The organism is Synechococcus sp. CBW1002 (assembly GCF_015840915.1).
Classification (GTDB): domain Bacteria; phylum Cyanobacteriota; class Cyanobacteriia; order PCC-6307; family Cyanobiaceae; genus CBW1002.
Genome location: NZ_CP060398.1, coordinates 1317423 through 1331638, shown reverse-complemented (window position 1 = coordinate 1331638; position 14216 = coordinate 1317423). Strand labels below are relative to the sequence as shown.

The following is a 14216-nucleotide window of genomic DNA, read 5'->3' as shown; positions in this document are numbered from 1 at the left end:
CTCAGGCCTGGATCGGCGGCCACCAGCAGGTGGTGGCGATCAGGTCCGCTTCCGAGAGATTGGCACTGCGGCGCAGCTCCGCCTCGCGGCTTTCGATCACGGTGTGATGCAGGGCTTCTCCCATCACACCGGCGAGCAGGTCGTCACGGCGTAGGTGCTCCACGGCTTCGCTCAGCTGGCGAGGCAGCCGGGCCGGTGCGGCCGGATTCTCACCGGTGTCAGTCAACCCCAGGCGGGCGGGGTCGCCGACCACCGGCGGCGGCAGGGGGCTCGGATGGTCGATGCCATGGACCATGACCGCCATCAGAGCGCCCAGCAGCAGATACGGGTTGGCGGCGGCATCCACCACCTTCAGCTCCAGGTGGCTGCTTTCCTCGGGGCCGCCCGGGATCAGCCGCAGGGCCGCTTCCCGGTTTTCCACCCCCCAGATCTGGAAGGGAGCTGCCCAACGCCCCGGCACCAGACGCCGGTAGGAGACCGCCAGCGGGGTGGCGATCGCCAGCAAGGCTGGCAGCCGCTCCAGCAGCGCGGCCAGAGCGCCCTGGCCGGGGGTGGTGAGACCTCCCGGACCGTTGCCACCGCCGAACAGGGGCACTCCGTCGCGTTCAAGACTGAGATGCACATGGCCACCGTTTCCCACCCGCTCCGATGACACCATCGGGCTGAAGGAGGCCCGCCAGCCGAAGCGGAGACTCACCCGCTGGATGATCAGCCGGGCGCACACCAGCTGGTCGGCGGCCTGGAGCGGATCGGCAGCCGCCAGGGACAGTTCGAACTGGCTGGCACCGTATTCCGGGTGGATCTGGAGCCAGGGAAGGCCGGCGGCGTCCAGGGCGGCGGTGATCGCGCTGAGGTAGTCGAGCCCCTCGATCAGGCGGTCGGCGCCATAGGGGCTGCCGCCAATGGTGGGGCTGAGATAGCCGCCCACACCGCTGGGACTGCCCACCACCCATTCGATCTCGAAGCCAGCGTTCACCGTCAGGCCCGCCATTGCCGCCGCATCGCCCTGGAGGCGGCAGAAGCTGCGCTGGTCAGCCGCGTAAGGACTGCCGTCCTGCGCGAAGCGATCACCGGCCAGCCAGCCCCAGCCCGACGCGACATCCAGCAGCACCAGGCTGTCGAGATCCGGGATCAGCCGCAGATCCCCGTCCGGGCGGGCCAGGGACTGGAGGCCATCGATGCCGCCGGTGGCACCGAAGCCATCAGACACCGGTGAGAAACCCACCCCACTGGCGGCCACCTGGGGCAGGCGGGCCAGGGGGATCCCTTTGACCAGGGGCAGGCCGCCGTGGTTCACGAAGGTGATCGCCAGCTGGCGCAGGCCGCGCTGCTGCAGCTCCGGCAGCAGGAGCCTGGCGCGGGCCTCCGCTCGCTGGGCGAGGCTCGGGTGACGGCTCCCGGGAATAGCCATGGGCGGGCGGGCTGGAACGTTCAGGATGGCGCCGCCGCCCTGCGCTCGTCAGCCTGGGCGGAGCCGCAACGCCCGTGATGGCCCCTTCGCCCCTGAACTCCAGGCCGCCGGTTCCTGACCGCGCACTCAGGGCCGGCCAGCGGGCCCTGCTGCTGGTGGATCTCCAGAACGGCACCTGCGGTCCCGAGCTGATGGAGCGGCGACCGGCCTTCCTGGAGCGCTTCCAGGCCAGAACGCTGCCATGCCTGGAGCGGACCCTGGCCCTGGCCCGGAACCAGGGCATCGAGGTGATTCACACGGTGATCGCCAACCTCACCCGCGATGGCCGCGACCGCAGCCTTGATTACCAGCGCTGCGGCATGGGCTTTGCGCCAGGTTCCAGGGAGGCACAGGTGATCAGGCCTCTCACCCCTGATCCTGACGAGATCGTGCTGCCGAAAAGCTCCTCCTCCCCGTTCTCCTCCACGGTGCTCGACTATCTGCTGCGCAACCTCGGCGTGCGCGAGCTGATCGTGGCCGGTCTGCTCACCGATCAGTGCATTGACCACACCGTCAAGGACGCGGCCGATCGCGGCTACCAGGTGATCTGTCTGACCGATGCCTGCCAGGCGGAAACACCCGAACGCCATGAGGCCGCCCTGGCCTGTTTCCAGGGCTACGGCCGCCAGTGCAGCGTGGCGGAGTGGGCGGTGTCGCTGGGGGAGGCTTGAAGCCAGAGTGAGGCGACCACGGACGCTTGGTTCTGGCTTCCTCCGTCTCCACCCCCCGGCCGCCGCTGCACCGCAGGGCCTGGTTCTGGTGGCTCACCCTTCTGGCGATCTGGCTGTTGGCCACCCTGTGGGATCGCAGCTGGCTCGCGGCCGATCATTCCATCCCCGACTGGGACGAGGCCGACTACCTCAACAGCGCAGTGGACCACGGCCGGGCCCTCGGGTTGTTGCCTGGCGGTGGCTGGCCGGGCTGGGACGGGTTGCTGGATCTCTCCCCCAAGATTCCACCCCTGGCCTCCCTGGTGAACGGCAGCATCATGGCCCTGGTGGGGGATCGGCCGGATCAGGCGGTCGGCGGCCTGGCGGTGTGGCACGGCCTGTTGCTGGTGGTGGTGGCCTGCTGGGGGCGGCAGCTGGTGTCGCCCGGCTTCGGGTTGCTGGCCGCGGCCCTCACCGCCCTGCTGCCCGGCCTGGCTGAGTTGCGCCTGGTCTTCACCCTCGATCTGTCCCTGGCCGCCACCACGACTTTGGCTCTGTGGCTGCTGGGTCGTTGGCAGGCGCCCCAGGGGGGGCTGTGGCGCCAGAGCCTGCTGGCGGCCTTGGCGGTGGCCGCGGCAGTGCTGGTCAAGCAGAGCGCCCTGCTGGTGCTGCTCGGGCCCTGCTGCTGGGCGGCGTTGCGCGGACTGGGCCAGCCCGGACGGCGGCTGCAGGCGCTGGCGGCGCTGGCGGTGGTGCTGGCGGTCTGTCTCCCCTGGCTGCACCACAACTGGATCACCACGATCGGTGGCACCAACCGGGCCGTGATCGAGTCGGCGGCGGCGGAGGGGGATCCGGCCGTCTTCAGCCTGACAAGCCTGCTCTGGTATCCGCGGCTCTGGCCCCAGCAGCTGGGACTGCCCGTGCTGGCCATCGCCCTGATCGGTGGGCTGGTCGGCCTGCTGCCGGTGCTGCGCGATCCCCAGCGCCGTTGGCAACCCCTTGCGGCTCTGCGGCGACCCGTGCGCCAACTGCCGACGGGATGGCCATGGCTGATCGGCTGCAGCCTGTCTGGCTGGGTGCTGATCACCCTCAGCCCCAACAAGGATCCCCGCTACATCGCGCCACTGCTGCCGCTGCTGGCCCTGCTGCTGGCCCGTGGCTGGTGGAGCTTCGGCCTGGCCCTGAGACAGCGGGGCGGCCCGCGGCTGGCGGCCGCGGCTCTGGTCGCCGGCCTCGGCTCCACCGCCGCCGCCGTTGCCCAGCCTCGGACAGACGCGATCGCCCGGCGCCAGGTGTCGCCGTTGCCGCAGGTGATGGCCACGCTCAACCGGATCCAGCCGGGGCAGCCGCTCACCCTGCTGGTGCTGCCGGGCGTGAGCGATCTCAACGACCACACCGCCACCTTCTACGGCCGTCTGCAGGGAGGCCAGGTGCTGGCCCGCAGCCTCGGCCGCAACCCCGCCGACCATGCGCTGGTGCTGCAGCGGGCCGAGTGGCTGCTGCTGGCCACGGGCGATCAGGGTCACCGCCGCGGCGTGGTGCGTCAGCTCAGCAGGCAGGTGCGTCAGGACGGTCGCTTCGAGCGGGTGGCCCAGTGGCCCTGGAGCAAGGGGCGCCAGGTTGAGCTGTGGCGCCGAACCCCCAGCGCACCGCCGGTGCCGCCCTTCGATCGCAGCTTCATCGCGATGGCGTCGGGACTCGCCGATGGCCCGCAGGGGCTGGCGCGGGTGTTCGAGGCGATCGGGCCCCAGCACCAGCTCGATGCCCATTTCCTCTACCAGCGCCGGGTCGAAGACTGGGCCCGGCAGCGCCTTGGCCGCGATCCCAACGACATCGAGGCCCTCTGGAGCCTCACCCTGCTCGCGATCCTGCAGGAGCGGCCGCAGCAGACGGAGCAGTGGCTGGCGCGGCTGGAGCGGCTGCTGCCGGACAACCCCTGGCCCGCCGCCTACCGCAGTGCCGTGTTGCTGATCGACTGGAAGCCCTGGCCGGCGGGCCAGGTGGCCCGCACCCATCCCCGCCACGGCCAGGAGCCGGTGCTGCAGGGCCTCGCAGACCTGGCGGCTGTAGTGGGTGGCGATCTCACGGCGATCGGCTCGGCCCGCCGCACGCTGCCGCAGGCCTATGCCCGCATTGATCAGGCTCTCAAGGACCCCCCAGGCAAGGCTCAATCGGCCGACGCACCCCCTGGCCAGAAGCCATGAGCGTGTTCGAGGGCTTTGCTGCTGCCGGCCGTGACGCTGGGGGCCTGGGTGGTGTTGGCCGCGGTGATGGTGGCCGGATCCGCCTCTGCCATGGCCTGCTGCTGCTCTGGGGTGTGGCGGTGCTGCTGGCCCTGGTGGGCCTGGGCAACCTGCCCTTGCGCGACTGGGACGAGGGCATCGTGGCCCGGGTGGCCCTGGAGCTGAGCCAGGCCCCCCGCTACGGCGATCTGTTGCCCACCTACTGGGGCGAGTCCTATGCCAACAAGGCCCCGGGGCTGCATCTGCTGATCGCCCAGGCGGTGCAGCTCTGGCGCCTGTTGCCTGGCCAGGCTGCGGTCTCCGGTCTGCCCCCCGAATGGGTGGTGCGGCTGGTGCCGGCCCTGCTGTCCACCCTGGTGGTGCCCCTGGCGGGCCTGATCCAGTGGGAGTTGCGGCCGGGCCAGCGCCGCACCGCCCTGGCCACGGCCCTGATCCTGCTGTGCCTGTTGCCGGTGGCGCGCCATGGCCGCCTCGCCATGCTCGATGGCAGCCAGCTCTCGGCCACGGCGTTGCTGTGGTGGAGTCTGCTGAAGGTGCGGGCGCCGCAGCGGCAGCTCTGGCGCTGGAGCGCCATCGCCGGCCTGGCCGGCAGCGCCCAGCTGCTGCTCAAGGCGCCGCTGCTGCTGCCGGTGCTGGCGGTGGGTCTCCTGGCCCTGGCCTGCGATGGGGCGATGGACTGGCGCCGCTGGCGGCGGCTCGGCGCCGGCCTGCTGCTGGGGCTGCTGCCTGGGCTGGGCTGGCATCTCTGGCATGCCCTGGCCCAGGGCAGCGCCGCCGCCTGGATGTGGTTCGGCGACGGGGCAGGGCGGGTGCTGCTCTCGGCCGGTGAAGGCAGCGATCTGGGCTGGCGTGTTCCCCTGACCGAGGTGCTCGAGGGCGGCTGGCCCTGGTTGCCGCTCTGGCCCTTTGCCATGGGGCTGGCCTGGCGCGAGCGACACCGCGCCGCCGGCCGCTGGTTGCTGGTGCTGCAGCTGGGAATGGCGGCCACCGTGCTGCCCCTGCGCACCCAGCTGCCCTGGTACAGCCATCCCCTCTGGCTGCCCTTCGCCCTGGTCTGCGGGCCGCTGCTGGCCTGGTTGATCGATCCGGCCAGTCAGCCCGTGGCGCCGCCGCTGCGCAGCGTGGTGCTCCGCATCCCCCTGTTCTGGATGGTGCTGGGGATTGCCGGCCTGCTGCTGGCCCTGGCCTCGGCCATCCCCCCGGCCCTGCTGCCACCAGGCTGGCCTTCGGCGGAAGCGCTGGCGCCCCAGCGGATGATTCTGCTGGCCATGGGTGGGGGCTGGAGCCTGGGTGGCGCTCTGCTGCTGCGGGCCCGTGCTCCTGGGGGCCGCAGCCGGGGTGTCTCCGTGGTCGGGGCCGGGTCTGTGCTGGCCCTGCTGGCCCTGTTCTGCAGCCCGTTCTGGTTATGGGAACTGAATGAAACCTGGCCGGTACGGCCGGTGGCGGCGCTGTTGCAGAGCCATCAGGTTGAGGCCGCCGGGATGTGGCGCCAGGATGCGCGACCCAGCCTCAACTGGTACGCGGGCCTGCCGGTCCGCCGCCTGGCGAAGGCCCGGGATCTGCAGGCGGCCGGGCCCGGCGGTGGCGCCTGGGTGCTCAGCCAGGACGGCACCGCTTCGCCCGCCTGGGCCTGCAGGCCTGTCGACGCAGCCGGCGGCTGGCAGTTGCTGCGCTGCCGATCCACCGACGACGCTGACAAGGGTCGGCGCCACCGCCAGCGGGCCGGAGGCCAGGGGCATGGCCGTTAGGGTCCGTTCAGCTGACCAGGGCCGGGTGGCCAACGACCTGTCGATGGAGGTGCAGAGCCTCTTCCCCCGCTATCTGCTCAAGGGCCACCTGGCCGATGCCCAGCTCACCGGCCTGCTGCAGTTGGCTGAGCAGGTGCTGGCCGATCCGCGCGGCACCACCGATGCCTCGGTGAAGCTGGCCGGTCAGCTGGCCCTGCAGCGCGAGCTGGGTCCCCACTTCCCGGCTGTGGCTGGGCTCTGCGCCGATGTGATCCTGCCTGCCTGCGACCGCTGGATCAGCCATGTGATGGAACAGCAGCCGCCCCAGGGCCGCGGGCCCTGGATTCCTGGCCGCTACGGGCTACAGATGATCGATGTGTGGCTGAACGTGCAGCGCGCCGGCGACTACAACCCCACCCACACCCACGGGGGCAGCTTCTCGGGGGTGCTCTTCCTGAAGGTTCCTCCCCAGATCACCGGCGAGCGCTTCGACGGTCAGCTCTGCTTCCACGGTCCGGAGGAGTGGCACATCCAGAGCTTCCGCACCGGCATGGCCCACTACGTGCTGCCTGTGCCCGGTGAGTTCTATGTGTTTCCCGCCTGGCAGCCCCATTCGGTCGCCCCTTTCCGCGGCGAGGGGGAGCGCTGGTCCATGGCTTTCAACGTGGCAGCGGTGCCCCGGCCGGTGAATCAGCCTGCTGCCGCCGGATTGGCTGTCGCTGCGCCAGGCAGGGCTGACCAGGCGCCGCCAGCGAATGTGTCGCTCTCGATCGCCCGACCCCGGCCCGGTGGTTTCGGCTGACGCCTCCAGCGCTCCGGTGTGGGTGGAGGTCGATGCCGTTGAGCTGCGCCGCTCCCTGCTGGCCTGGTGGGAGATCCACGGCCGCCATGCCATGCCCTGGAAGCTCAGCTCCGAGGGCCTGCCGCTGGCCGATGGCGAGGAGGGTTGTGCCCTGCGCGCCTGGGTGGCCGAGGTGATGCTGCAGCAGACGCAGCTGCGCGTCGTGCTGCCCTACTGGCACCGCTGGATGGCGGCGTTCCCCACCCTGGAGGCCCTGGCCGCCGCCGAGGAGCACGACGTGCTGCTGCTCTGGCAGGGGCTCGGCTACTACTCCCGCGCCCGCCGGTTGCACCAGGGCGCACGGCAGCTGCTGGCCGCTGACGCCGATGACAGTGGTGATGGCCGTGACGAAGGCGGTGACGGGCTTCAGCCCGACCCCTTCCCCCGCACGCTCGAGGGCTGGTTGGCGCTGCCGGGGATCGGCCGCAGCACCGCCGGCAGCATCCTGTCGTCGGCTTTTGATCAGCCCTTCGCGATCCTTGATGGCAATGTCAAGCGGGTGCTGGCGCGACTGCTGGCCAGTCCGCGGCCACCGGCGCGGCAGCTGGCCGGGTTCTGGCGGCTCAGTGAGGCCCTGCTCGATCCGCGGCGGCCCCGGGCGTTCAACCAGGCTCTGATGGATCTCGGCGCCACCGTCTGTACGCCCCGTCAACCGAGCTGCGGCGTCTGTCCCTGGCAGGGGAACTGCGCTGCCTACGCTGCCGGCGACCCCGCCCGCTACCCCGTGAAGGATGCCGCCAGACCCCTGCCGTTCCAGGTGATCGGCGTGGGGGTGGTGCTCGACCCCGCCGGCCGGGTGCTGATCGATCAGCGGCTTAACGAGGGCCTGCTGGGGGGGCTGTGGGAATTCCCCGGCGGCAAGCAGGAGCCTGGGGAGGCGATCGCCTCCACCATTGCCCGCGAACTGAGCGAGGAACTGGCGATCACGGTGGAGGTGGGCGAGGAGCTGATCACCCTCGAGCACGCCTACAGCCACAAGCGACTGCGCTTCGTGGTGCATCTCTGCCGCTGGCTGAGGGGCGAGCCGCAGCCGCTGGCCTCCCAGCAGGTGCGCTGGGTGCAGCCGGCCGAGCTGAAGGACTACCCCTTTCCCGCGGCCAATGCCCGCATCATTGCGGCACTGCTGGAACGGTTGGGCTTGGTCGTCGCCTGACGGATCCGCGCTGGAGGAGCACGCTGAAGGGATCGCCGTGCCGTTGATCGATGGATTCCCTGCCCCAGGTGCTCTGTTTCGGGGAGGCCCTGGTGGATCGGCTGGGGCCGCCGGGTGGGGACCCCGCCACCGATCCAGACTGTGATGACCGGCTCGGCGGGGCACCGGCCAATGTGGCCTGTGCCCTGGCCCGGCTGGGCACGCCGGTGGCGTTTCTGGGCCGGCTGGGCCGTGATCCGATCGGTGAGGCCTTCGCGAGTCTGCTGGCCGAACGGGGCGTGAATCGGGCGGCGCTGCAGTGGGATCCGCAGCGGCCCAGCCGCATCGTGCTGGTGCGTCGCGATCTCTCCGGTGAACGCAGTTTCGGCGGTTTCGCCGGGGATCGGGGCGAGGGTTTCGCTGATCAGGCGATCGCGGCGGCCGAGCTCGAGCTGGCCCTGGATCAGCTGGTGGAGCCTGGCTCGGCAGCGGGCCCGGCCTGGTTGCTGATCGGCACCATCCCCCTGGCCAGCCCCTTGGCGGCCGCTGCCCTGGGGTGCGCCCTGGCGCGGGCGGAGGCCCGCGGCCTGCGGGTCGCCCTGGATGTGAACTGGCGGCCCACCTTCTGGGGTGCGGCGGCGGACGACCCTCCGTCTCCCCGTGCCTTGGAGCGGATCCGGCCGCTGCTGGCCCGGGCCGATCTGCTCAAGCTGGCGGCAGAGGAAGCCGAGGGGCTGTTCGGGACCCGCGATCCGGCGGCGATCGCCGCGTCCTTGCCCCAGGCCCCGGCGGTGGTGGTCACCGATGGCGGCGCCCCGCTGCGCTGGCACTGCGCTGGCGTCTCCGGCAGCCTCGCCCCCTACGGGGTGGCGGTGGTGGACAGCACCGGGGCCGGTGACGCGTTCCTGGCGGGGCTGCTCCATGGCCTCTGCCTTCAGCCCGACCTGCTCGACAGCCCCTCGGCTGACACCCTCACGGCAGCGATGCGCTTTGCCAGCGCCTGTGGCGCGCTGGTGTGCGGCGGCGCCGGTGCGATCGACCCGCAGCCCTCAACCGAGGCGGTGCAGCGCTTTCTGGAGGCGTGGGCCTAAGGCGCGATCAGCCGGGCGATCCGCCCCTGCTCGGGATCGGCTGGATCAGCCAGTTCCAGGTGCAGCCGCCAGGCCTCGGCCGGCAGCTGGCTGAGCCGTTCCGGCCATTCCACCGCCAGCAGGGCCCCCAGGGAGCGGGCCTCCTCCTCCTCCTGGGCAAAGAGTTCATCGGCCGCCGCCGGCGGCTCCAGCCGGTAGAGATCCAGATGCACCAGGGCCGTGGCACCGGCTTCCCCCTGGCCGGCGTAGTGCTGCGCCAGGGCGAAGCTGGGGCTTGTGATCGGCTCGCTGATGCCGAGCCCTTCGGCCAGGCCCTGCACCAGGGAGGTCTTGCCGGCCCCCAGCTCCCCCTGCAGCAGCAGGATCGGTGCGGGGGCAGCCAGCTGCCGGACCAGGGCGCGGCCGAGGGCACGGGTGGCGGCCAGATCACGCAGCAGAACCGGGTCGCGCATGGCAGGGGGCCTGGGCTCTCGAGAGCCTTGAGGACCCCTGTAGATTCGCGTCTTCGCGAGCCCGAAGCCTCGGCGTCTCCGCAGATATTTCCAACCCACGCCCTCCCAGCCGGGAGTGAGCTGTTTTCAGGAGAACAACCCATGGTGGCAACGCCCACGGCAGCCGTGCTGCAGTCCACGTCGACCTACGTGATCGCCGATATCGGCCTGGCCGATTTCGGTCGCAAGGAGATCGCGATCGCCGAAACCGAGATGCCGGGCCTGATGGCTCTGCGCGCCAGGTTCGGCGCCGAGCAGCCCCTGGCGGGTGCCCGCATCGCGGGATCCCTGCACATGACGATCCAGACGGCCGTTCTGATCGAAACCCTGGTGGCCCTTGGCGCCGAGGTGCGCTGGGCCAGCTGCAACATCTTCTCCACCCAGGATCACGCCGCCGCCGCCATTGCGGCCTCCGGTGTGCCGGTGTTCGCCTACAAGGGCGAGACCCTCGATGAGTACTGGGCCTTCACCCACCGCATCCTCGAGTGGGGCGATGGCGGCACCCCCAACATGATCCTCGATGACGGTGGTGACGCCACCGGTCTGGTGGTGCTCGGCACCAAGGCCGAACAGGATCCCTCTGTTCTCGATCACCCTTCCAACGAAGAGGAGACGGCCCTCTTCAACAGCATCCGCCAGAAGCTGGCCGCCCAGCCCGGCTTCTACTCCCGCATCTACGCCAACATCCAGGGCGTGACCGAGGAGACCACCACCGGTGTGGCCCGCCTCTACCAGATGCAGAAGAGCGGTGAGCTGCCCTTCCCGGCGATCAACGTCAACGATTCGGTCACCAAGAGCAAGTTCGACAACCTCTACGGCTGCCGCGAGTCGCTGGTGGATTCCATCAAGCGCGCCACCGATGTGATGGTGGCCGGCAAGGTGGCCCTGGTGCTCGGCTACGGCGATGTGGGCAAGGGTTCGGCCCAGTCGCTGCGGGGCCTCGGTGCCACGGTGATGATCGCCGAGATCGACCCGATCTGCGCCCTGCAGGCGGCGATGGAGGGCTACCGCGTCGTGCGGCTCAACGACGTGGTGCGCGATGTGGACATCTTCGTGACGGCCACCGGCAACTTCCAGGTGATCCGGCACGAGCACCTGATTCAGATGAAGGATCAGGCGATCGTGTGCAACATCGGCCATTTCGACAACGAGATCGATGTCGCCTCGCTGAAGCAGTACCCCTGGGACAACATCAAGCCCCAGGTGGATCACATCGTGCTGCCCAGCGGCAACAGGATCATCCTGCTGGCCGAGGGCCGTCTGGTGAATCTGGGCTGCGCCACCGGCCACCCCAGCTTCGTGATGAGTAACTCCTTCACCAACCAGGTGCTGGCCCAGATCGAGCTGTTCACAAAGGGTGAGCAGTACGGCAAGGAGGTCTATGTGCTGCCCAAGCATCTCGATGAGATGGTGGCTCGCCTCCACCTCGAGAAGATCGGCGCCAAGCTCACCGAGCTCACCGCCGAGCAGGCCGCCTACATCAACGTGCCGGTGGAAGGCCCCTACAAGCTCGAGCACTACCGCTACTGAGCACTGGCCTGTGGCGGCCAGGGGGAGACGATCGTCTCCCCCGCTCGAGCTCAGTTCAGAAGGGCACTTCCTCCTCACTGGGAGCACCGCCGCCATAGCTGCCGCCACCACTGAAGCCACCGGCCTCGGCATCGCGCTTGGAGCCGAGCAGCTCGAGCCGGTCGACGCGCACCACCGGCTTGCTCCGCTCTTCGCCGGTGGCCTTGTCGGTCCAGCGGTCGAGCTTGAAGCTGCCGATGATGCCGAGCAGGGATCCCTTGCGGACGTAATCGGCCGCCACCTGGGCCTGCTTACCCCAGATCTCGAGGTTGAACCAGTCGGGTTCATCGTCGCGGCTGCGGCGGTTCACCGCCAGGGTGAGGTTGGCGACGACGGTGCCGGATTCGAAGTAGCGCACTTCGGGATCGCGGCCTGCCCGGCCGACGAGGGTGATGGAATTGACGCTCATGGCGCTGCTCCTGCTGGATCGTGTTGGGTCAATGATGCGGCACCCCTCGGTCAGGCTCCGGGGCCTCCGCTTCCGTTCAGTGCCACCCCCGTCTCATCGGACCATGGCGGGTTCCCGCTGGGGGCCGTCAAACGGCCCACCTATGATTTTTTGACGCCCCTGACCCCGCCCGTGTTTTTCCGACGTTTCCAGTTCTCCCGCGATATCGGCATCGATCTGGGAACGGCCAACACCCTCATGTACGTGTCCGGCAAGGGCATCGTGCTGCAGGAACCCTCCGTGGTGGCGCTTGATCTGGAGCGCAACGTGCCCCTGGCCGTGGGAAACGAAGCCAAGATGATGCTGGGTCGCACCCCTGGCAACATCCGTGCCGTCAGGCCCCTGCGGGATGGCGTGATTGCGGACTTCGACGCCGCCGAGCAGATGATCAAGACCTTCATCCAGAAGGGCAATGAAGGCCGCGGCATCGTGGCGCCCCGTCTGGTGATCGGCATCCCCAGTGGCGTCACCGGTGTGGAGCGCCGTGCCGTGCGCGAAGCCGGCCTGGCCGGTGCCCGGGAAGTGCACCTGATTGACGAACCCGTGGCGGCCGCGATCGGTGCCGGCCTGCCGGTGACCGAGCCCGTCGGCACCATGATGGTGGACATCGGCGGTGGCACCACCGAAGTGGCGGTGCTGAGCCTCGGCGGCACGGTGCTGAGCGAGTCGGTGCGGGTGGCCGGCGATGAACTCAGCGATGCGATTGGCACCTACCTCAAGAAGGTGCACAACCTGGTGGTGGGCGAGCGCACCGCTGAAGACATCAAGATCCGGATCGGCTCCGCCTTCCCCGACGACGAGCACGACGAAACTTCCATGGATGTGCGGGGTCTGCACCTGCTCTCCGGCCTGCCTCGCACCATCAACGTGCGTGCCGGCGACATCCGCGAGGCCATGGCCGAGCCGCTCAACGTGATCGTCGAGGCGGTGAAGCGCACCCTGGAGCGCACACCCCCTGAGCTGGCCGCCGACATCGTCGATCGCGGCATCATGCTGGCCGGCGGTGGTGCCCTGGTGCGGGGCATCAGCGAGCTGATCAGCCACGAGACCGGCATCCTCACCCACGTGGCCGAGGAGCCCCTGCTGTGTGTGGTCAATGGCTGCGGCATGGTTCTGGAGGACTACAAACGGCTGGAGCGGGTGCTCGACACCCCTGACTTCGCCCGCGCCACGGTCTGATGCCGATGCCGGCCCTGCGCTGGCCCCGGCTTCCCTCGCTCCGCCTGATTCAGCAAGCCGCCCCCTGGTTGCTGCTGTTTCTGGCCCTCGGTGCGATCCGGTTCAGCAAGGGGGCCTTCCTCAACGATCTCTATGCCCTGCTCAGCCGCCCCTTCTGGCCCGGTACGGCCCAGGAGGAGTGGCTTCGTTCGGCTCAGCAACTGGATGACCAGGCGCGGCTGGGTCAGCTGGAGCAGGACAACAGGAGGCTGCGGGGCCTGCTGGATCTCCAGCGAAGCGCTGAGCAGCGCATCACCGCGCCGGTGATCTCCCGCGAAGCGGCGGGCTGGTGGCAGCAGCAGCTGCTGGGCCGCGGTTCCCTGGCGGGCCTCCAGGCCGGCGATGCGGTGCTGGCGCCCGGTGGGCTGATCGGCCGCATCACCCAGGTCACCCCCACCACTGCCAACGTCACCCTGCTCACCGATCCTCACAGCCACCTGGGCGTCTGGGTGGGCCGCACCCAGCGCCACGGGCTGCTCACCGGGGTCGGCACCAGCCGCCCGGTGCTGCGCTTCCTCGAGAAGGACCCTCAGGTGCGCCCCGGCGATGTCGTGGTGTCGTCCCCCGCCAGCACCCTGGTGCCGCCCAACCTCACGGTGGGGGTGATCCAGTCGGTCGACGACAAGGCGGTGCCTGCCCCTGAGGCGGTGGTGCAGCTCAGCGCCCCGGTGGATGCGGTGGACTGGGTGCAGGTGCTGACCCGCTCGCCCTGATGGCCCGTCTTCATCAACAGCGTTGGTGTGTGGCCACGGCTCTGCTGGTGCCCTGGCTCAGTCTCGCGTCGCCCAGCCTGGTGAAGGTCGCGGGCGTGTCCCCGAGCTGGGCCGTGCTCTGGCTGTTGCCCTGGGCCCTGGTGGACGGTCCGGTGTCCGGAGCGTTGGCGGGTCTTGGCCTGGCACTGCTGCTCGATGGACTTCACCCCGGCCCGCTCACCCAGATACCTGCCCTTGTGTTGCTGGGCTGGTGGTGGGGGCGGATCGGTCGCCGCGGCCGGCCGATCGAGCGCAGCTTCAATCTCGGCCTGCTGGCCCTGCTGGGCTGCCTGGCCCTGAATCTCACCCTCTGGCTTCAGCTCGCCCTGCTGGCCTGGCGTGGCGGCCGGACTTCCGGGTTGGCCGGAGACTCTGCCCCCACCCAGGTCGCCGCCGGGGTGGAGGCTGGCGCCGACCTCGGGGTCGATCCCCGTCTGTTCGCCACCCCGGGCTGGCATCTGAGCGACCTGCTGGGGGCCGGGCTGCATACGCTGCTGAGCCAGACCCTGATCACCGCGTTGCTGGCCCCCATGCTGTGTTCGCTGTTGCTGCTGCTCTGGCGGCAGCAGTCCTCTTCCCTGAGGAGCTGAGTTGATCGAGATGC

General features: G+C 70.0%; 13 protein-coding genes. 10 read left to right on the top strand and 3 right to left on the bottom strand.

All coding sequences use genetic code 11. The features are described from left to right. Position 1 precedes the first annotated feature (1 nt). Complete coding sequence (locus H8F24_RS06340; RefSeq protein ID WP_197171463.1) at positions 2 to 1411, bottom strand: glutamine synthetase family protein; 1410 nt, start codon at positions 1409 to 1411, stop codon at positions 2 to 4. Positions 1412 to 1488: 77 nt separating this feature from the next. Here H8F24_RS06340 and H8F24_RS06335 point away from each other — a divergent pair, with 77 nt between their 5' ends. The 6 genes from H8F24_RS06335 (at position 1489) to H8F24_RS06310 (ending at position 9134) form a co-directional block, all read left to right on the top strand. Then, on the top strand, positions 1489 to 2121 hold the full coding sequence (locus H8F24_RS06335; protein ID WP_197157599.1) for a cysteine hydrolase family protein: 633 nt from the start codon (positions 1489 to 1491) through the stop codon (positions 2119 to 2121). Between the two features lie 26 nt (positions 2122 to 2147). Next, positions 2148 to 4304, top strand: coding sequence for a glycosyltransferase family 39 protein (locus tag H8F24_RS06330; RefSeq protein ID WP_231598148.1), 2157 nt, complete (start codon positions 2148 to 2150; stop codon positions 4302 to 4304). Further along, on the top strand, positions 4301 to 6091 hold the full coding sequence (locus tag H8F24_RS06325; protein WP_197171461.1) for a glycosyltransferase family 39 protein: 1791 nt from the start codon (positions 4301 to 4303) through the stop codon (positions 6089 to 6091). Before H8F24_RS06330 ends, H8F24_RS06325 begins: the two co-directional genes overlap by 4 nt. Further along, complete coding sequence (locus tag H8F24_RS06320; RefSeq protein ID WP_231598147.1) at positions 6081 to 6872, top strand: putative 2OG-Fe(II) oxygenase; 792 nt, start codon at positions 6081 to 6083, stop codon at positions 6870 to 6872. Before H8F24_RS06325 ends, H8F24_RS06320 begins: the two co-directional genes overlap by 11 nt. Before the next feature lie 91 nt (positions 6873 to 6963). Beyond that, the gene (gene mutT, locus H8F24_RS06315) at positions 6964 to 8064 is read left to right on the top strand and encodes an 8-oxo-dGTP diphosphatase MutT (RefSeq protein ID WP_231598242.1); all 1101 of its coding nucleotides are present in this window, start codon (positions 6964 to 6966) and stop codon (positions 8062 to 8064) included. Between the two features lie 50 nt (positions 8065 to 8114). Continuing rightward, positions 8115 to 9134, top strand: coding sequence for a carbohydrate kinase (locus tag H8F24_RS06310; protein ID WP_197171457.1), 1020 nt, complete (start codon positions 8115 to 8117; stop codon positions 9132 to 9134). On the opposite strand, the gene tsaE is transcribed toward H8F24_RS06310, so the two are convergent. Beyond that, the gene (gene tsaE, locus H8F24_RS06305; protein ID WP_197171454.1) at positions 9131 to 9586 is read right to left on the bottom strand and encodes a tRNA (adenosine(37)-N6)-threonylcarbamoyltransferase complex ATPase subunit type 1 TsaE; all 456 of its coding nucleotides are present in this window, start codon (positions 9584 to 9586) and stop codon (positions 9131 to 9133) included. The two genes, H8F24_RS06310 and tsaE, sit on opposite strands and share 4 nt — an antisense overlap. A gap of 141 nt (positions 9587 to 9727) precedes the next feature. Between tsaE and ahcY the strand changes: the two genes are divergently transcribed. Further along, positions 9728 to 11155 (top strand): adenosylhomocysteinase, encoded by a 1428-nt coding sequence (ahcY, locus tag H8F24_RS06300; RefSeq protein ID WP_197157609.1) that lies wholly within the window; start codon positions 9728 to 9730, stop codon positions 11153 to 11155. A 55-nt stretch (positions 11156 to 11210) separates the two neighbouring features. On the opposite strand, the gene H8F24_RS06295 is transcribed toward ahcY, so the two are convergent. Next, positions 11211 to 11603, bottom strand: coding sequence for a single-stranded DNA-binding protein (locus H8F24_RS06295; protein WP_197157611.1), 393 nt, complete (start codon positions 11601 to 11603; stop codon positions 11211 to 11213). A gap of 171 nt (positions 11604 to 11774) precedes the next feature. Between H8F24_RS06295 and H8F24_RS06290 the strand changes: the two genes are divergently transcribed. The 3 genes from H8F24_RS06290 to H8F24_RS06280 are packed head-to-tail and all read left to right on the top strand — an operon-like array spanning position 11775 to position 14202. Further along, positions 11775 to 12821: a rod shape-determining protein gene (locus H8F24_RS06290; protein WP_197157613.1), complete on the top strand. Its 1047-nt coding sequence runs from the start codon at positions 11775 to 11777 to the stop codon at positions 12819 to 12821. A gap of 5 nt (positions 12822 to 12826) precedes the next feature. Further along, complete coding sequence (mreC, locus tag H8F24_RS06285; protein ID WP_197171452.1) at positions 12827 to 13573, top strand: rod shape-determining protein MreC; 747 nt, start codon at positions 12827 to 12829, stop codon at positions 13571 to 13573. Further along, positions 13573 to 14202: a rod shape-determining protein MreD gene (locus tag H8F24_RS06280; RefSeq protein WP_197157616.1), complete on the top strand. Its 630-nt coding sequence runs from the start codon at positions 13573 to 13575 to the stop codon at positions 14200 to 14202. Before mreC ends, H8F24_RS06280 begins: the two co-directional genes overlap by 1 nt. Positions 14203 to 14216: the final 14 nt, after the last annotated feature.